Here is a 17,450-nt window from a genome sequence, read left to right as displayed (position 1 = left end):
GAGCTTGGTTCCGTTGATGTGTCGCCTGTGGTATCTAAGCGCCCAGACCGGCCCTCGGAGCTTCCGGCTCCTACCTCCTGATGGTCTCGACCCCCGCTATGCGGAGTTTCTGCTTTACGCTCCAACAGAGATCACACCCGACTATCCACTCATGGCAGGTTCAGCCCTTCATTGCTCCGGTTTCGAGCAGCTACTACGGCCTCTGCTGACTTCTGTCGCCCATCCCGTCATCTCACGACGCCGGTAGCACTTGGCAGGCTAAACAGATCTCCCAGGGTAATTCGCGCGACCTTCCTGCTTATGCCTGTCGGATATACGTCGCAGCGTTCCGTGCAAGTATTGGGCTTTGACGATTATGGCCGTCTTACCCCGCTACGCCGCCTCTATCCGCTTCCTGTACGTCAGGCCAGCATTTTGCCTCGGGCTTCCTTCAGATTCGCAGTCACCCGCGACACCCTTGCCTCTGGCTAACACTTCCCCTTGCCGGGTGTGTAGAGGACTTTCACCTCCAAGTCGTCCGACTCACCACCACAGTGACCCGAACAGCGCCAGTCACGGCGCTACGCGCCATGCCTGGCGCACCATAAAAAAACCGCCTATTCAGGCGGTTTCTTGCAGCTTTGTTTTAGCAGGCGCGAGCGCGGGCCCCGGCCATAGGTCCTGCTGGCTCCTGATCACGGCCGCGCGTCGCGGCAATGCGGAACATCCGGCGCTGGCCATCAGTAGTGCCGCCCATCAGGCTAAGCGCTTCGGCTTTGAAAAGCTCAATCATTGCCGGCTTAATCGATTCTTTCTTACGCATAGACACCTCTGTGCCATATGTGGATGGAGTCATGTTAGGCGTCTGCAAGTGAAATCACAAGCTGACCCTCGTCGTCAAAGTCGAATCCGAAGTCTTTGTAATGGGTGATCGCGCCTTGCGAGGGGGCTTCAACCTCAATCGTTTCGAGGCCAAGGGCTCTACCGTAGTTCCCTATCGCAGTCATCGCAAGGGCCAACACGTAGCCCTTTAGCGGATGGGTTTCATCGGGCTTCCCCTCCAGCAGTATCACCTTGATGCAGATAGTGCTCTTTCGAGGCGATGCATAGCACAAGCCACACAACTCGGGGCCGAACCACAGGGAGATGTCAAAGCCCTTCCGGTCTTTTGCCTTCCACTGAGGGACGGAATCCCATGGGAAGAGGGTGGCAGCCTCACCCCAAAGTGCGGACGCCTCAAGAGCTTCACGTGTAATCGGCTCCAATCGAACCTGATCTACCTGCAAGCCCGCATCCAAAACGTATGGGTCGGCTGAAAATGAGGCGAGAGCTTGCGACATAGCGGTCGATCGAAAGACCTGGTACTTCAAGCTGTTAAATTGGGCCACAGACTGTCCTTGGCAGATTGTCAGTTATCCCAGCTAAAGCCGGGATCACAGAGTAGGGCACCCACCCTGGTGTCAGATCACCATGAGGGCATGAATGTCATTGTCATTAAGCATGAAGACGGGGCAAGAAGAGGTGGCGCCAGCTGTACCCATAAGCACCAGGTCTCTGTACATGTCCCGAGTGAAAGCAAAACCTTGTTGAGCTGTCGGCGCCGTGTAGCTTCCCAAGAACTCCATTCCGGCTTTCTCGTAAAACTCCACCAGGTCATGGGGGCAAAGGAGGCAAGTCGTGCGGCTTTCTGCGAGCAGACCTTGCAACATCTGGCTTCCGATCCCGTGGCCCCGAAACTGCTCATAGACGAAAATCTTGTGGCAATAACGAGCTATCGACGGGTCTGGATGGATGAAGAGCAGGGCGTAGCCATAGAGCGTTCCATTTTCATGGCTAATCATCACTTTGAGGTTCCCAGCGCGATAGCACTCATCAAGAATGCCCTTCACGTGGGCGATCGCCCTGTGTGTCTGATCCTCCGAGAACCCCATGAAGTGGAGAGCTAGCGCCGGCTGCGCGAGCAGATCAGAGAGGATACCTTTGGCATCGTTCTCCAGGATCGTTGGCACATACATGTCGAAAAGCTGTTGCTCAGTTTGTGGCTGTAACATCGGCGAAAGCCCCATTATTTAGCCCGCATTAAAGCAGCAAGGGTAGGGGGCTCGACCAGGGCATTTCAACCGGACAGCGGAAAATCCATAAATTTCTTGATGCCCAGGCCGAGCCTGGGCTATTTGTTTTGGGTCAGGCAACGCTGCCAGACAACAGGACCGCCAGGAGAACCGGCAATGAAGAAAATTGCAGACATGGTTGAGGAAATCACCCAGACAGCTTCAACAGCAGTCGTGGATGGTTTTGATAAAGTCGCATCTCCCGCATCAAGGGCTGGAAGTACCCTGGAACGAATCGGAAAGCTGATTAAGGGCGGCATCCCGGCCGAGAGCATTGTGCCTATCCTGAACGCGCGCAGCGCCAATGGTCACGTTTACACCTTGGCAGGCGTTACAGAGATGGCAAACCTCTTCAACGACTGCGAAACCCGTGTCGGCATCACCAAGCAGCAAAGCAATGCTCTCGCCGAGGACCAGGAAACCTACGGCGGTGATTTACTCCCAAATTGATCAACCACCTCGAATAAACAAAGGGCCCATCAGGGCCCTTTGTTTGTTTGGCGTCTCCGGCATATATTCCATATTCGCATTGAAACGCTCAGCCATATAGCCGATTGTTCCTATTACAGTCATAATAGGAACAAGCCATTGGTTCCAAATGCTGCGTGTTCTCCCTTCGACGTTTATCTCCCTGCAACTTGGGCAAGTCTTCCCATTGTGGTTGTGACAGGTCATTCGGTTGGATTTCGGGGCCAGGTCGTTATCCTGATCCAAGCACCACCACCCTGCCCCTATCCCAAGTCCAACCTTGGGTCTGCCTCTGGAGAAGGCCGTGTCCGAAGTAACCGTGCTCTGCGACAACCGCGAATCCCAATCTGGGGTTCTGGAACGACTATCCGAGCTTGGCGCCATTGTGCGGGCTGGAGATTTGGACGCCGGCGACTATGTTCTCTCGGCCACGTGCGTTGTGCTCCGCAAAAGTGCGGAAGCCCTGGTGTCCGGGATAATTGATGGCCGCCTTGCAAACCAGATGATCAAAGTGATGCTTTCCTTCGAAAAGCCGATTCTTCTTGTCCAGGGTGACCTTTACTCGACTGGCCTCCACATCGGCCGTGATGCCATAGATGGTGCTCTTGCGCACCTGGTGAGCATTCAGGGCGTCAGCATCCTCCACGTCCGAAACCCACGGAATGCAGCAGACCTTATTTACCGGATGGCTAAGCACGCTCAAAACGGCCAGGGCTATGAGACAGCTTTCCGGCGCGGCAAAATGACCCAAGGTAAGGCTGAGTCGCTTTTTATGGTGAGTTCAGCGCCTTCGATCGGTCCCGTATCAGCTGCAAAGGTGCTCATGCATTTCCGGTCCATGCATCGATTCATAAATGCTTCGGTCAATGAGCTTATGGCGGTGCCTGGCCTTGGGCGGAAAAAGGCCGAGCGTATACATGCGAGCATTCACTACGAGCTGCCAGCGGGTGAAAATGTCACCGACCTCGGTTCTATGTTTGCCGACCCAGTACCACAAGAAAGCGAGCCATCACTTTGAATCAGATCATGAGCCCTTTGGCGCGCGCAGCTTATCTACGCGCGCTCAATGTCTCACAACACCCTCCAAAGCCGCGCCCTCCAATGCGTAGTAGGTTCGCTGATAAGTTCGTAATCAGAGGCAGTTCGGATTTATTTAGCGAGCTCGCTGGTATTGGGCTCCACCATGGCCGTTCAAAAAACTCCGAAATGGTTGCTGGCGTACTTGAAGCTTTAGATAACCACGTTCGCTCAAGAGCATTGCAACGCGTACTCATTACTCACCTTGGTGAAGAACTTTCACAGGCGGTTCTGGCAGCTGTTCCAGCTTTCGACCTGGCTGCCTGTACCAAGCCAGCAAAATCCGTCGTGCGATTCCCCGAGAATGTCCGTGCAAGGGTTCGAGACGGCATAAATGATGCCTCTGGCAGCATAGAAGGCTTCCACCAAGAATCTATGAACCAATGGTTCCTGGATGCCTTGGTTGCTTGGGTCAGGTTCCAACGTCAAAACTTTGCACTGTTGAGTGCTTCCATAGGGTTGGATCAGGGCTTGATCGGGCATTCGGGTGCGCCAACTGGCTAACCCGAAACGATAAATTACCGTTTTCCCCGCGTCATATGTTGCAAATCTATTGCCTGCTTGGGAGGGCCTGATGTCAGCGTTACGACTAGTTCCGATGCCCCGGCTTCCTGAGTGGTATGCCGACGTAGCGAGGCAGGCAGAAGATGATCTGCTTGGTTTGCTCATGATCAACGGACTTGAAAGCTCAGCCACCCAAATTGAGCCGGGCATGTTCTCTTCCGTGGAGGCACTTAGCGTTTACCTGGTGATGCTATCGCTCGATGCTGCCGGGAAGCCAGTTGATGCACACACCCTCTGCGAAGCACTGGAGGGAGTAGGAATTCTTGATGTCGTCGGCGGAGTTGGTGGCGTCGCTGCTATGGCGGCCAGCTCGCCGGATGTTCACCCTCAGGCTCTCGCGCAGGTTCTGAAAGGCTTTGCGCTTATGCGATATGCCATGGGAAGAGCAGATGGAGAGCGTGTGATTGTTCCGCTTTCCATGGCTGTCGAGAATGGTTGGTTGCATGGCAAGGCCTGGCGATCCCCAGGTAAGCGCCTTCAAAGTAAAGGTGATTTGGTTCTTGGGGACTTCGACCCCGAGGCTATGGTTTGGGTTACAAACTGCTTCATAGATACAGAGGCCACCCCGCAATGAGCACACAACCTAAGCAGGAAAGTACCGATGGCGGGGCCAAGATATTCTCGTGGCTTTTCCATCTAATTGTGATTGTTCTTTTCGTCTCATTCCTGTGGGGACTTTGGCATCTGACAGGCGCCAGAGCCATCTACAGCGCCTCTTCTGGAAACCTGAAAGACCTCATGGAGATCAGCGGCCGAATGTTAATAGGCATCGTGGGGCTGACTGTAGCTCTTCAAGTCGCGGTGATGTTTCTCTCTACTATCCCACGCGGTAAACGACTGTGGGCCGCTTGGGCAGCCAAGAAAAAACCGTCCGATTCCAAGTAGACCGCCACTCACACTCCAGATATTAAAGCCGTGGCTTTGAAAGGGCTTTAGAAGCTCTGGGCGACCGTTATCTTGCCTCCCCATATATCGGAGGAAATGTCATGTCCTGGGCAGATCATGCGGCACCAATTGTGGCCGAAGTCATCCAGCGTGTTGGTCGCACAGATGCTGTAGCTCTACGAAAAGCCCTGATCGAGGCGTACCCCTTTGGCGAGCGAGCGAACTCGCCTTACAAAGCATGGTTGCGCGAGGTTCGGCGGCAACTGGGGCATCCAATGAATGCGCCAAAGGCTGATCCCAAAAACCCGCAGGCATCCCTATTCCCGAGTGCTAGGAAGTGAACCCATTGCCTGATGGAGCACGGCTAGTGCCCACTCCCCTCCTTCCCCCCTTGTTGAGCAAAGACCTCTACCAACGCTTAGACTTTGGCGGTCTACCCACACTCCGTCAGCCCTTCCACTGCCCGATCAGGAATAAACATGGCTACTCAAGACACAACGCCAAACGAGCATATGGCCAGAGCACTGCCAGACGGCTATTCGCTCATCCCTGAAAACAGCGGGGGCGTTGTTCGTTCTGGCGATCTCCTTTGGCACGAAGATGACGCTGAGTGGCAGCATGCAGACCGTGATGACATCGGTCACGAAGTCTACGGCTTCCACGCCGTGGCACGTCAGGTTTAAGCCCCTACAACTCCCCTTACAAGCCCCACCACCATTACGCGGGATCAACCTCGCGCGCGTCTCGACGCTCTGAAAGCGGCAAGTCGGCCCCTGTCCACTTTGAAAAACCTGCGCCAATAATTCGAGCGTCAAAAATAACTCTCAATTGACCTAGATACTGCGTTTACAGCCGTTATGATGCCCAGCGCTAGAGAAGTGCCGAGCACGTCGCCACATGCTGCTTGGGAAAAAACCAGGAAAATCAGTAAGGAATCCATAACGTGGCTAACATCCGTAAAACAATCCTCGCTTTATCAATTGCAGCAGCGGCCCAAGCAGCTCATGCGACCACAATCGTCGTTGCCGGCAAGGACTATCAGTCCGTTAGCGGCAACCATAGCCAAGTCACGCTGACAGGTGGTGCAACCCGTGAGGGTGATCAAGATGGCGTTGACTTCCAAGGTGCCAATGTCGTCGGCGATGTGATCAACAATGCCAACATCAGTGTTAGCGGCGGCGTGGTCGATGCTCTGGAATTCGACCGTTCCGATGACATGAACTACACCCCGACCGTCATCACCGGCAGCATCATCAACAACGGCAATCTGTCGGCCAATGGGCCAAGCGCGCTGGGTCTGGTGCTCGACGGCACCGAAGTTCTGAACCTGATCAACAAAGGCACCATCAAGGTCGTCGGCGGCAATGATGTCGGTATTGAAGAAACTGTTCGCGGCATTGATATGGCTGACGCCAAGCTGCGCGGCAACCTCGAAAACCACGGCACCATCGACGTTACCTACCAAAATGCCGAAGGCATCGGTGCCTACAGCCCGTCTGGCAGCTCGATTGCGGGCGACGTGATCAACGCCGGCACGATCAAGGTCACCGGCGCTGATAGCCGTGGCATCCACCTCCAGCAGATCGCATTCGGCAACGATTTGATCAACTCGGGCACCATCGCTGTCGTCGGCGATGATTCGATCGGTCTGCGCCTGGATCGCACCAACTATTCCTCGATCCAGAATACCGGCATCCTGAGCGCCACCGGTGTTGACTCGGTTGGTATCAAGATTCGTGATTCCTTCGGTCCGCAAAGTGCCCTGGCCGGCGCAGGTATCGTGAACTCCGGCATCATTGCAGCAGACGGCATCGGTATCGAGATCGACAACGCCGGCACAAGCAGTGGCGTGGGCGGCACCAGCAATCCCGACAACATCTACACCGTGACCCAGAATGCCGGGCTGCTCAAAGGCGGCAATCTCTCGATTTCCGGCAATGGCCAGACCAACTTCAACCTGAGCGGTGGCACCGTCAGTGGTGACATGGCCGGTCTGAAAGCCCTTAACGTCAATGGTAAGGCGGCATTCGACGGTAGCGAGATCGATGCCGTGATGGTTGATGTGCAAAGTGGCAAGTTGTACCTGGCTCGCCTCGCCACCAATCTCACCAATGATCTGACCGTTCGCAGCCTGGCTGCACTGGAACTGCGTGTAAGCGATAGCACTGATCCGACCGCCCCAATTGCCTCGGTCTCCGGTGTTGCCACTTTTGAGTCCGGTTCCAAGATCACCGTTAGCTCTAAGGCCGGCGACTTCAAAAGCTTGGATGGCGTTGAATACACCCTCGTGGGCGCAAGCCAGATCGTAGACAACGGCCTTACCGTAACCGCTGGCTCTGCTCTGATGCAGGTCAAGCAGTTCACAGTGGATGGCGGCAAGATCACTGCGGTGGTTTCCGGTATCGACGGCGCGGCAGCTGGCAACCTGGTCAAGTCATTGGGCGGCACCAACAACGCAGTCAATGCGATCTCCCCATTCACCGACTCTGTTTTGACTCAGCTCGATGAAAGCGATCCGCTGTACCAGCAATACGTCAACGCTGACGAACAAACTCTGGCCCGCCTTGCCGAACAGCTGACCCCCGACGTAAATGGCGGTGCGGTGGTGGCAGCGCAGAATGCTGCTGGTCTCGCCAGCGGCGCCACTTTCGAACGCTCGCGCTCCGTAGGTGCCAACTCCGGTGATGTGCTGCAAGAAACCGGCGCCTGGATCAAGGTTCTGGACGCAAATGCGGAGCAAGGTACTCGCAGCAGCATCTCTGGTTATGACGCAAACAGCAGCGGTCTGATCATCGGTGCTGACGGCAAGGTCAACGACAGCACCACCCTCGGTGTCGCGTACAGCTTCATCAAGTCCGATGTTGATTCCGATAACGGCAACTCCACTGATGTGGACTCCCACACCATCACTGGCTATGCAGGCTGGGAGAATGGTCCGGTCAACGTGAATGGCTCCGTTTCCTACGGTAAAAGCAACAACGAGAGCAAGCGTCATATCGGCACCACCATTGCCGAAGGCGACTATGACTCCGATCTGTTCGCGCTGGACGTGACTGCTGGTTACAGCATCGCCCTGGATAAGAACCTGATCATTGAGCCGATGGTCGCTGCTCGCTACAGCAACATCCAGATCGACGGCTTCACTGAAAAGGGCAGCAGCGCCGCCCTGTCTACTGGCGACCAGCGTCTCGAAGTAGCTGAGCTGGGCTTTGGTGTTCGCGCCGAGGGCTCTTATGCTCTGGGTAATGGCACCCTCAAGCCGCAAGCCCGCTTGATGGCTTATCACGACTTCGTGCAAGACGAAACCAGCACCACCAGCTCGTATGTCCTTGGCGGTTCGACTTTCGTCAGCTCCGGCGCGGCCCCGACCAAGGCAACCTACGAAGGTGGCCTGGGCCTGGACTACAGCATGGGCAACGTGACCTTCGGCGCAGCTTATGACTACACCCGCAAAGCCGACTTCCACGCTGATGCATTCAGTCTGAAAGCCCGTTACGACTTCTGATAGTCGTTGCGTAAACAGCCCGCCATTGTGCGGGCTGTTTTTTTCTACCTTCCCCCGATTTCCATACGGAGAAAACTATGCCCCGCCTCCTGATGCGTGTGATTGGCCTCTGCCTCGCGCTCGTGGCTGTTGCTGGTTGCTCCGTTCAGCGCGTGAACCTTGCTGAGGTCAGCGCCGGCTCAACTCTTGAGCCGCGAGTCATCACCAGCACCCCATTCCCCTTAATGGCACTGGCGCCATCCCCTGGCTCGCTGCCGCGCATACGGGTCTACATTGAGGGTGATGGGCATGCCTGGGCTACCAGCAGCCAGCCAAGTACAGACCCGACACCAAGGACAAGTCTGGTTGCCCGATACGCCTCTTTGGACCGGGCCCCGGCGATTTACCTGGCCAGGCCCTGCCAGTACCTGTTGGTCGAAGGCTGCAACCAGGTGCTCTGGACTGATCGCCGATTCAGCCAGGAGGTCATTCGTTCCTACAGTGCTGCTCTCGATCTGGTCAAAGCTCAATACCAGACCTCGGAGTTCGAGCTGGTTGGATACTCAGGGGGCGCGGCGATCGCACTTTTACTCGCGGCCAGTCGGCACGACATTGCTGCCGTCCAAACCATCGCCGGCAATGTTGATACCGATGCCTGGGCCAAGGTCCGAGGATTCGCGCCGCTTGAGGGCTCATTGAACCCTGCCGACGTAGCACCGCAACTAACCGAAATGCCTCAGCGGCACATCGTTGGGCTCAATGACAAGGTTGTTCCCCGTCAGGTGATCGACTCATACCTGGATAAGCTCGGCGGGCGCTGCGTCCAAGTGGTTCGTGTCGAGGCGACCCACAACGCAGGTTTTGATTCGTCCTGGGCTTATCTGAGCAACCAACCGATTGAGTGCCGGCCGGACGCCCCCTGACCCACACCACTGCTGTCGCCGCACGTTACAATGGCAACTTTACAGACCATGCGGATTCAGGGATGCGGACTGGAATATTTGTCGATTTCGATAACCTCGCCAGCAATGGCCTTGGGAGCATGATCTACCCGCCCCTGCGCCGGCACTTTGAGGGAGTGGGGCCGGTTAGCCAAATGCACGCCTACCTCTGCTTTGATGAAAACCAGGAACTCGATAACCCAAAGTACGCGGCCTGGCGCCGTGGCTGCCGGGAGCGTATGGAGCGTGCTGGCTTTGTACTGCACCAGAAGACCCAAAAGTTCTATCAGGATGGTGAGGGCAACACTACGAAAAAGGCCAACATGGACATCGACCTAGCGGTAGATGTTGCCCTGAGGTGGGATCGGCTGGATCGAGTGGTGCTTATGACTGGGGATGGGGATTTCGTCAGACTGGTCGAGGCCTTGCGAGACCGTGGAATCTGGGTGGATGTAGCTGCGTACCAGAATGTTTCCCAGGCGCTGATCAAGTCCTGTGACCAGTACATCAACCCCCTGATCATACCGGGGGTGCATTACTCACCAGACGTGACTTTCAAGCGAGTGTGCCGTGTCGTTTACTTCGACCTGACAGCCAAGCGGCTAACTGTCGAGTACCTAAGTGGGCCTCCAAAAACCCTCACGCTTGAAGACGCAGCCTGGGTTCGTGAAGAGCTACCGGCGACCCAAGAAATGTACGACTCCCGGCGCTTCTATCCGGGTCGGATCATCGGCTGGAATGGTGGCACAGGCCTAGGTGCCTTCACCGACATTGCTTAGGTTTAATGTTATTCGCGCCTCCGGTAAGTTCCACAGATCGGGGTTGGCGCCGGAGCGATTCTTTCGACGCCCCAGTGCCTCGTGGTTGCACAGTGTCGAGGAATGCCTAGTCAAGTTTAGTGTCTTGTAACCTGACCTCGTTGCCGGCCAGCGAGAGAGTGCTGATGTAGTTAGCGGTAACTCGATAGAAAGTCGTCGGATCATTATTAGCCAACACGCCCTTGGGTTCCATGACATCACTCCATGTGCTATCCCCCGGCTTCCGCTCCATAAGCGTGCGGTTCCCACTTTGATGAAGACTTACCTTTAGCTCGATGATCATAGTTTAGTTGCCTATAGCCTATTAATGACCCAGTGTGGCCTGCACATTCGGGGTATCCATGACGGCAGTTCGCCTGGTGCGCGAGGTACAGAACGTCACGCTGGGCTTCATTCTAATACGCCGGGAAAAGGTTCGGGTCTTTATCGCTTGTTGGTGTATAGGTATCGCCGTGGTTTAGATAGAAATCATTTGGCCTAATCGACTTTGCATATGCTTCGATTTGGGAGAGTGTCATATTCTCGTCCTGTTCGGCCTTTTCCATGAACGTGTCAATTTCTTCCTGCGCACCTTTGGATATAAGCTGGTCCGCGTCCATCCTGACTCCAGAAGGCTCAACAGTTTTAATGCAGTTATCACCGCAATTCTCCCCCGGTACTAATTTCACCCAACGAGGCCCGAACGCATAAACTGCAAAGTACATTGTTTTTGCTTTAACTTTATTGATACCCAGATCAACAAGGGCGTCATAGAACATCCGGTGGGTCTTGCGCCAGCTGCGGACGTGATTTTCTTTATAGCAATAGTGGTCGTGAACAATTGCTGCCTTTAAATATGATTCGTCATACGCATCGCCAATCACTGGCTGCGCCCACTTGGGTATCGAGGCGCCGTCCGTTGTTCCGGATTCACCATCCCCATCCTTCCAAACGTCGGTTTGCCAGACTAGGCCATCTCTCGATTTGAAGGTCAGCAACGAATCAAGCTGGCAGATTCTTGGGTTGGTGTTCTGGCACCCTTCTGGAACAAGCTTTAGCTCACCGCTAAATTCACTGGCGCTGACTTGAGCGAACACACCTAGAAGAGCTATCAATAAAACAAGCTTCCTGCCCATACGCATTCCCCTTACCGGTTATGTTTTGAGGTCAAACAAGAATTACAGTGCTGTGGCAGCTGTTGGTTGCACATTCTGTATAGCAGCTCAAAACTCGCCTCTCCAGGTTATGCGGAGGATGCGTGCGCGCTTCCCTTCTCACGACACTTGAAGGCCTTAACCAAGCCACACCACACAGAGCTCACGCCGGCTCTGACCAACAACAGTGTGCTGTGCTTAGGAAGCTCGCAGTTTGATCAATCGCTGACAAATCGGGGGGGGTTAAGACGCTGACTGCGCCAGAGCCGGAGGGGCTCAACCTTCATGAAGGGGGGCATTCGGACTCAGCTTCTCGGCAATTTGCTGGGTTACATTCTTGAAGGATATGCCCCTGAGTTCGATGAGCCTGGGGCGGGGACCATCATTGGCATGCGCCGATCCAGAACATGACAAGCTTGTGTCGAATCCCCAACCGCTATAAGCCGAACGCTCTACGGGCCTCATCACAGGTCATCTGATGGCCCAACGAGGCTCCAGGCTGATCACCTCGCAGCGGGCCGGAGTCAGTGGCGACCCAAGGTATGCTTTCCATGGCGTTTACCTCCGCATAGGCAAATCCTTTGAGATCGCAGAAGACGTAATCAGGCCCCTGATGGGGTGTGTGAAGCGCATAAGCCCCAAGGCAAACGGCAACAGCGGCGGCACCGATCAAGTATTGGATTGGCTTCCGGTTGGCCATGATTGCGTTAACCATTTTCCCCAAGAGGGCCGGCACTTTCAGCTTCCATCGCCTCATCAACCTCGCGCTCCATTTCCTCAAGGGTCACTCCCACCATCGTAGCGACACGTGACGCGTAGTATTTCCACCGAGCAGAGTTGCGACGTAGCGCTTCCAGTTCGATATCTGGCGATTCGCTGGTCCGAGTTGTCATACTTTCATAGTCATAGGTTTTATCAGCTCACTCTCTTCGCACAACGGTACTACTTCAATCAATGGGTCAACGAATGATGCCTCTATAAGGTCAACCAGAGCGTCACTTTCTAACTTTGAAAGGCCAAGCTCGCCTGGCCAAACGCGGACATGTGCTGATTCTCGCCGCGCAATAATGCTTTTTGAATCTGCAAATGCTCGATTCATGACATTGTTCAATGCCGTTTCAAAATTCTCGAAGTCCGCAAAGAAATGCGTTTTACTAGAATAGCAGGATTCTTCGCTCCAACCGTCTGATGTTTCAATGCGGCTTGGCTTAATATCTACAGTTACCCGATTGCTTATTAGTTTCTTAGTCGTAGAGAAGATATAAGCTGCTCCGCCCCATCCAATTACCATAAGCGCTAATGCCACATATATTGAAGATGTCTCAAGCGAGGCATCCATAAAATAGCTGGCGCCACACAAAAGAATTGGCGGTATGGGCATGAAAATAAAAAGTGGTAGCGGGGACTTCATATCTATTCCTGATGCAAATAAAAAACTGTGCTCGTTAACAAAACAAGTCTTACGAAACGCCAATCATCTACAAAGTGCTTCGGCTCCATCTGTTAAATACTATTCTTAATAATCCCCTGGCGGCTTTTCAAATAACTCTCAATCACAATCATCCATGCCCATATTGATGCCCCAGTTCCTGCGAACTGCACTAGGTTTGCGAAAAACCTCATCGCATCTGACGGCCCGCCACTAATCAGATGGGGTAGATAGATTTGCATCACAACCACCAAGCCCGTGATCAGGGTATTTGCGAATGCAATCACCAACTTCGGCAGCATGGTGTCCCGTGCGTTCGGTTGAGTCTGCGAGGGTGGCATTGTTCTTCTCCTGCGGAACCGCTAGGTGGTTTAGCGTTTCAATAGACGATTGGATAACGGTCTAAGGGTGAAACTCAACCTTAGAAATGACCAGAACGTGTTGGTGGCGTCAAACCTGTGATTCATCGGTGCATGTCACGTTTGCTGCTGTACCCTTGCCGAGTAAGGTCGTAGCAACTGATCGCAGGCGGAACCTGATGCCATGCATATTACCGTGATGTTTTATCCATGCATCTTCTGCTTCAAGAATCGCTTCTAAGCCCCGCCCTAAGTAGGCCAAGCGACGGCTCTCCTGGAACAGGTCTCCAGACACTGGCCGCCAGGCTATGTTTCGTGGACCAAACTGCTCTAGCGTGTGCTCTTCCGTGGTCACCTTGATCATGTGCGTTTGTCCACCAAGTAGTGGCTGTCAGCCTTAATTCGGATCGAGGCACGCATTTGGGTTGGTTCACCAGCAGCCTCTGGGCGGATTAACCAGTGACAATGCCTCCGCGCGCGCGTGATCCCTATATGGGCGAGCCGGTACAGTTCATGGAGCTGGATAGTGTCGAATGGGGATTGGTCGTTGTTGGCTTGGCCATTAGCCATTCGGTAAATCTGGTTCTTGCTCCACGAGGACAGCGGCGCGGTGAAATCACCGATGATAAACACGGCCTCAGCTTCAAGCCCCTTGGATCGCTGACAAGCCCTCACCCGCACCCGGCGCTTCTCGTTGCCCTTGTCTCGCTCCAGCACATTCGCCAGAAAGGGCTCCATGGCTTTGAAGTCTTCCTGGTTTGCCGCAAGAATTAAAATGTCCTCACCCAGGTCGTAATGGTGATCAATCAAGCTGGTCAGCAATGCTGGGTCGAGGTGATGCACCATGACTGGCTCTTGGGCTGCCCGGCCGGCCTCCCCCACACTCACTGGCGCCATTCCGTTTACGGCCGGGATACCCATGACCATGGAATGGGCAGCATTGATGATCCCTTGGTGTGATCTGAAATTCGCGCCAAGCAAGACCTTTGTGGATTCAGCGCATCGGAATTGCGCTTCGTAATCCAGAAGGTAGCGAGGGCTCGCCCCTTGAGAGCCATGCGCAGTTTGGAAATCGTCGCCGGCGACAAAGAGTGTGCAGGACATTCGGTGCTCACCGCGCGCAGCGGCCCGCAGATTCCGACGCCTATTTTCCAGCAGGCAGGCCTTCATCCAGCCAGCGATTGGGTCCGTCAGGTCTTGCACTTCATCGATCAAGACGTGGCGCATACCGCGCAACGCTGATTCAGGAAGCGCCTTCATGTTTTCCTGGCCCTCAATCCCGAACATCAGGAATAGCCTATTAAACGTAAATGAGGCTGGTTGCATTGCCAGCAGATAAGACTCAAACGCCGGCCAGAACATGGCCAGGGCATGAAAGAAGTCGCAATCTGGATCGTCAGGCATGAAATTCATGGTGCCGATCGACTTGGGCAGATTCAGCCCAAGCGTCTCCATGAGGGTGCCGATGTGATACAGCGCTTCTGCTATTGGCTGTGGCCGGGGCTCACCTTTCAACGTACAAGAGAACGCCGGTGCTTTGTGGCTCAGGAACTCAACTGCTGTGGAAAGCGCGCGGGCCTGCTCATAGGACTCAAGGTAAATGATGGGCTTCGGGCTGTAGGCTTGCAGCATGGTCCGCTTGATTGCGCATTCTTTGTAAAGCTCAAGCTGAACGTCTGGGTTTCGGGTCTGAGTCTTCTTCTCGCTACGGTCGAAACCAAGGACCACGAAGGCATCCAGCTCAGGTACATAGCCGTTGTAGAAAAACTCTTTGTGGCGGATCGTCACCGGTGAAATCTCCGCCTTGATCCCAGGGAGTGGCCAGACACCGGCAGCCTCCCAGATGCTCGACATCTTTTCTGTCAGTTCCAGGTCAATGGAGACTTGTTGCCAGGCTTGCGACGCTCGCTTCTGAACTACCGGGTCATCAGGCTCCAGCAGCGGGAGAAGCGAGCTGCTGCGGTAAAGGCGGCGAACAGCGGCCCCGAACTCAGGGTTCTTGAGGTAGGCAAGCTGGTATGCCTCATTCAGCACTGCGATCTGCTTATTGGTGAGCCGCATATCGAACGGCCTTCCGTCCACATCATCAATAGCTGACTCCGTGAACAAATCGAATGGCTGGGTCTCCTCCATATCAAACAGCTCCCGCACCTGGTTGAGCAATGCACCACGTGGCGTCTTCACCAGTTCAGCACCCTGCTCATCACTGAGGAACGTCCCCCATTGTGCGAAGAGGTCAGTAACAAGAGCGATTACATCTAGCCTGCAATCTTTGGTCAGGCACAGGACTGTGATTTCCTCCAGCGGCACCTCAAGGTACTTGTTGAGGAATATGACTCTCATGGCCATGACATAGGTTTTTCCAGTGCCGGCGATTCCTACTGCGCATGTGGCCAAGGTGTTAGAGAGGATGGCCCGCCACTGTTCTTTAGTAGGCTGGTGATCCTCGGCAAGCAACCGTTGAGCATCCTGGACAAAGCGCTGCTTGCACTCCGGAGAAATGACAAGGCGTTCCTCGTCAAAGAGGTAGTTATCTGTGGCCGGCCGCCTGAATTCTGCATCTCGTGAATCTGTGATCTTCAACCCGACCACTGTTTCTTTTTCAACAGTTCTTGGCTTGGCCATCCGGACTGGCTGTGCACCAGAGTCTCGGTGGCCAGCTCTTAGCCCGTGGTTATATGAGAGGGGATGCATTGCCCCCAGCAAGTCCATGCCGCTGCTCAGCAGGGACGACAGGAGACCCACCAGAGGCCCTTGCTTATCCGGATGAGTGATTGGCGGCAGCTTGTTCTCTTGGTTGGACACGGTGACTGGCCCTCGCGGCGCACAACTTAGTAATTGTGCAATGTTGCAGCCAGCCGGTAACCGGCGCCACCGAACCCATGCGTAAAACTGACGCGCAATCTGCGAGGCCTTGCCCTTTCATCCCGAAGGAGCGCTATGCCACTGGACTCGGCTTTCGATTCCCTGTGCCGCGCGGTTTTACCACCCCATTCGGTTACGTTGAATCGCAATTCTTTGTATCGTCCTCTCATCGCTATATGCGAAATCATATAAGGGCGTCAGGTATGCGCTGTGCGCAACCTGCCGCTGGGTTCCTGGAGGGAAATCGCCAATGACATTGGCATTCGCAAATCAAGTGCTGGAACCGGGTCTCCACCTGTTCGTGGAACATGGCCGGAAGCAGAAGCTCAAGCGGAAGGAAGAACTTAGTCTCGACCCCGCGCGTGGCGGTGCGATTTACATGGTTATTAGCGGCACGATGAGTCTTGCCATCAATGATGAGGATGGCACCACGTTGATCCTCAACCACCTCACACCAGGCGACATTTTTGGTGAAGATGGCATCTTCCCCAACACCCGGCGACAACCGAATACTCCGCACGTGATTGCTCGAAGCAACTGCGAAATCGCATCCATTCCCCATAGCCGTTTCCAAGGTCTTATCGAGCAGCACCCGCTGTTGCTCATCACCATATGCCAGCGGCTGGCGAACCGCTTGCAGGCCACCACCAACAAGCTGACCTGCCTAGCCTTCCTTGAAATTGCTCAGCACATTCTGATCGAGCTGAGAGAGCTCTGCCGTCACGGGGAAGCCATGACCCACCCTAATGGCATGCAGATAAAGGTTTCTCGGCAGGAGCTGGCAAGAATGACTAACTGCTCGCGGGAGACCGCTGGCCGCGCCATTAAGGAACTTGCCCTGCAAGGCTTCATTGAGGTCGCAGGGCACTCAATCGTCGTACTCGGCACACGGTAGCTATCGCATGTTCAACATATCTAGTCTTTCGCTCGAACCAATCCCTTTCAGCCATCATCTGACCGCCCCGGCTGTTGCTCTGCTGGCGGTTCTTTTTCGAATTATGGTTGTACCGCAGGCCGAAACAGACATGGTTGGCGTTGTCATTACAGGCTTTTGGACGTGGGTTGCCTTCTACGCATATTCATTTGGGTCCGCTCTACGGGTAGACGGCCTCCAATCAAGCGTGGCGACGTTGCTGGGCATCATCATCACCGCCTTGATCATCTACTTGGCTGTTTAGCAGCGCCGCGATCGCGCCTTAGACCTCTTCACCACCGAATGGCCTCTCCCTACCTTGGGAGGGCCATTTGGTCGGCCGCTGCTCCCGCCCTCAATTAACCCCCTACGGACACTAGCTTGCTGAGTGATCTCAGAGTATGAGGTCAGGGTCGATAACCCA

At 54.7% G+C, this 17,450-nt stretch carries 18 protein-coding genes; 11 read left to right on the top strand and 7 right to left on the bottom strand.

Going from position 1 to position 17,450, the window contains the following annotated elements; all coding sequences use genetic code 11:
- Positions 1-625 precede the first annotated feature (625 nt).
- The 3 genes from AC0T4W_RS00440 to AC0T4W_RS00430 form a co-directional block, all read right to left on the bottom strand.
- Complete coding sequence (locus AC0T4W_RS00440) at positions 626-802, bottom strand: hypothetical protein (RefSeq protein ID WP_476314618.1); 177 nt, start codon at positions 800-802, stop codon at positions 626-628.
- A 34-nt stretch (positions 803-836) separates the two neighbouring features.
- The gene (locus AC0T4W_RS00435; RefSeq protein ID WP_476314615.1) at positions 837-1,367 is read right to left on the bottom strand and encodes an N-acetyltransferase; all 531 of its coding nucleotides are present in this window, start codon (positions 1,365-1,367) and stop codon (positions 837-839) included.
- Between the two features lie 72 nt (positions 1,368-1,439).
- Positions 1,440-2,030, bottom strand: coding sequence for a GNAT family N-acetyltransferase (locus tag AC0T4W_RS00430; protein ID WP_476314612.1), 591 nt, complete (start codon positions 2,028-2,030; stop codon positions 1,440-1,442).
- A 177-nt stretch (positions 2,031-2,207) separates the two neighbouring features.
- Between AC0T4W_RS00430 and AC0T4W_RS00425 the strand changes: the two genes are divergently transcribed.
- The 9 genes from AC0T4W_RS00425 (at position 2,208) to AC0T4W_RS00385 (ending at position 10,288) form a co-directional block, all read left to right on the top strand.
- Positions 2,208-2,540 (top strand): hypothetical protein, encoded by a 333-nt coding sequence (locus AC0T4W_RS00425; protein ID WP_476314609.1) that lies wholly within the window; start codon positions 2,208-2,210, stop codon positions 2,538-2,540.
- A 322-nt stretch (positions 2,541-2,862) separates the two neighbouring features.
- Entirely contained in the window at positions 2,863-3,576 is a 714-nt protein-coding gene (locus AC0T4W_RS00420; RefSeq protein ID WP_476314606.1) for an ERCC4 domain-containing protein, read from the top strand.
- The gene (locus AC0T4W_RS00415; RefSeq protein ID WP_476314603.1) at positions 3,573-4,139 is read left to right on the top strand and encodes an Arc family DNA-binding protein; all 567 of its coding nucleotides are present in this window, start codon (positions 3,573-3,575) and stop codon (positions 4,137-4,139) included. The genes AC0T4W_RS00420 and AC0T4W_RS00415 overlap by 4 nt, the downstream gene beginning before the upstream one ends.
- 70 nt (positions 4,140-4,209) lie before the next feature.
- A complete protein-coding gene (locus AC0T4W_RS00410) occupies positions 4,210-4,773 on the top strand; it encodes a DnaB-like helicase N-terminal domain-containing protein (protein ID WP_476314600.1) in 564 nt (187 codons plus the stop codon).
- Positions 4,770-5,084 (top strand): hypothetical protein, encoded by a 315-nt coding sequence (locus AC0T4W_RS00405; RefSeq protein WP_476314598.1) that lies wholly within the window; start codon positions 4,770-4,772, stop codon positions 5,082-5,084. Before AC0T4W_RS00410 ends, AC0T4W_RS00405 begins: the two co-directional genes overlap by 4 nt.
- Positions 5,085-5,563: 479 nt before the next feature.
- Positions 5,564-5,767 carry a hypothetical protein gene (locus AC0T4W_RS00400; RefSeq protein ID WP_476314595.1) on the top strand — a complete coding sequence of 68 codons (204 nt, stop codon included), beginning with the start codon at positions 5,564-5,566 and terminating at the stop codon, positions 5,765-5,767.
- Positions 5,768-6,027: 260 nt separating this feature from the next.
- Positions 6,028-8,589: an autotransporter family protein gene (locus AC0T4W_RS00395; protein WP_476314592.1), complete on the top strand. Its 2,562-nt coding sequence runs from the start codon at positions 6,028-6,030 to the stop codon at positions 8,587-8,589.
- Between the two features lie 77 nt (positions 8,590-8,666).
- Complete coding sequence (locus tag AC0T4W_RS00390; protein ID WP_476314589.1) at positions 8,667-9,491, top strand: alpha/beta hydrolase; 825 nt, start codon at positions 8,667-8,669, stop codon at positions 9,489-9,491.
- A gap of 62 nt (positions 9,492-9,553) precedes the next feature.
- Positions 9,554-10,288 (top strand): NYN domain-containing protein, encoded by a 735-nt coding sequence (locus AC0T4W_RS00385; RefSeq protein ID WP_476314586.1) that lies wholly within the window; start codon positions 9,554-9,556, stop codon positions 10,286-10,288.
- A 434-nt stretch (positions 10,289-10,722) separates the two neighbouring features.
- On the opposite strand, the gene AC0T4W_RS00380 is transcribed toward AC0T4W_RS00385, so the two are convergent.
- The 4 genes from AC0T4W_RS00380 to AC0T4W_RS00365 all read right to left on the bottom strand — a co-directional run bounded on the left by AC0T4W_RS00380 (position 10,723) and on the right by AC0T4W_RS00365 (position 16,053).
- Entirely contained in the window at positions 10,723-11,442 is a 720-nt protein-coding gene (locus AC0T4W_RS00380) for a DUF1353 domain-containing protein (protein WP_476314583.1), read from the bottom strand.
- Between the two features lie 907 nt (positions 11,443-12,349).
- Positions 12,350-12,871 (bottom strand): hypothetical protein, encoded by a 522-nt coding sequence (locus tag AC0T4W_RS00375; RefSeq protein ID WP_476314580.1) that lies wholly within the window; start codon positions 12,869-12,871, stop codon positions 12,350-12,352.
- A gap of 468 nt (positions 12,872-13,339) precedes the next feature.
- On the bottom strand, positions 13,340-13,612 hold the full coding sequence (locus AC0T4W_RS00370) for a hypothetical protein (RefSeq protein ID WP_476314577.1): 273 nt from the start codon (positions 13,610-13,612) through the stop codon (positions 13,340-13,342).
- Positions 13,609-16,053, bottom strand: coding sequence for a DEAD/DEAH box helicase (locus AC0T4W_RS00365; RefSeq protein ID WP_476314574.1), 2,445 nt, complete (start codon positions 16,051-16,053; stop codon positions 13,609-13,611). The genes AC0T4W_RS00370 and AC0T4W_RS00365 overlap by 4 nt, the downstream gene beginning before the upstream one ends.
- 310 nt (positions 16,054-16,363) lie before the next feature.
- Between AC0T4W_RS00365 and AC0T4W_RS00360 the strand changes: the two genes are divergently transcribed.
- On the top strand, positions 16,364-17,008 hold the full coding sequence (locus AC0T4W_RS00360; protein WP_476314571.1) for a cyclic nucleotide-binding domain-containing protein: 645 nt from the start codon (positions 16,364-16,366) through the stop codon (positions 17,006-17,008).
- A gap of 7 nt (positions 17,009-17,015) precedes the next feature.
- Positions 17,016-17,291 carry a hypothetical protein gene (locus AC0T4W_RS00355; RefSeq protein WP_476314568.1) on the top strand — a complete coding sequence of 92 codons (276 nt, stop codon included), beginning with the start codon at positions 17,016-17,018 and terminating at the stop codon, positions 17,289-17,291.
- Positions 17,292-17,450 lie beyond the last annotated feature (159 nt).

This window comes from Pseudomonas sp. C7.1, from assembly GCF_056312395.1.
The sequence above is the reverse complement of the archived record's forward strand: the minus strand, read 5'-3'. Positions and strand labels throughout refer to the sequence as shown.

What these genes read in the sequence shown, in the direction of transcription:
- AC0T4W_RS00440 (WP_476314618.1), bottom strand. Translation starts at nt 802, where the DNA reads ATGCGTAAGAAAGAATCGATTAAGCCGGCAATGATTGAGCTTTTCAAA.
- AC0T4W_RS00430 (WP_476314612.1), bottom strand. Translation starts at nt 2,030, where the DNA reads ATGTTACAGCCACAAACTGAGCAACAGCTTTTCGACATGTATGTGCCA.
- AC0T4W_RS00425 (WP_476314609.1), top strand. Translation starts at nt 2,208, where the DNA reads ATGAAGAAAATTGCAGACATGGTTGAGGAAATCACCCAGACAGCTTCA.
- AC0T4W_RS00410 (WP_476314600.1), top strand. Translation starts at nt 4,210, where the DNA reads ATGTCAGCGTTACGACTAGTTCCGATGCCCCGGCTTCCTGAGTGGTAT.
- AC0T4W_RS00405 (WP_476314598.1), top strand. Translation starts at nt 4,770, where the DNA reads ATGAGCACACAACCTAAGCAGGAAAGTACCGATGGCGGGGCCAAGATA.
- AC0T4W_RS00400 (WP_476314595.1), top strand. Translation starts at nt 5,564, where the DNA reads ATGGCTACTCAAGACACAACGCCAAACGAGCATATGGCCAGAGCACTG.
- AC0T4W_RS00390 (WP_476314589.1), top strand. Translation starts at nt 8,667, where the DNA reads ATGCCCCGCCTCCTGATGCGTGTGATTGGCCTCTGCCTCGCGCTCGTG.
- AC0T4W_RS00385 (WP_476314586.1), top strand. Translation starts at nt 9,554, where the DNA reads ATGCGGACTGGAATATTTGTCGATTTCGATAACCTCGCCAGCAATGGC.
- AC0T4W_RS00380 (WP_476314583.1), bottom strand. Translation starts at nt 11,442, where the DNA reads ATGGGCAGGAAGCTTGTTTTATTGATAGCTCTTCTAGGTGTGTTCGCT.
- AC0T4W_RS00375 (WP_476314580.1), bottom strand. Translation starts at nt 12,871, where the DNA reads ATGAAGTCCCCGCTACCACTTTTTATTTTCATGCCCATACCGCCAATT.
- AC0T4W_RS00370 (WP_476314577.1), bottom strand. Translation starts at nt 13,612, where the DNA reads ATGATCAAGGTGACCACGGAAGAGCACACGCTAGAGCAGTTTGGTCCA.
- AC0T4W_RS00360 (WP_476314571.1), top strand. Translation starts at nt 16,364, where the DNA reads ATGACATTGGCATTCGCAAATCAAGTGCTGGAACCGGGTCTCCACCTG.
- AC0T4W_RS00355 (WP_476314568.1), top strand. Translation starts at nt 17,016, where the DNA reads ATGTTCAACATATCTAGTCTTTCGCTCGAACCAATCCCTTTCAGCCAT.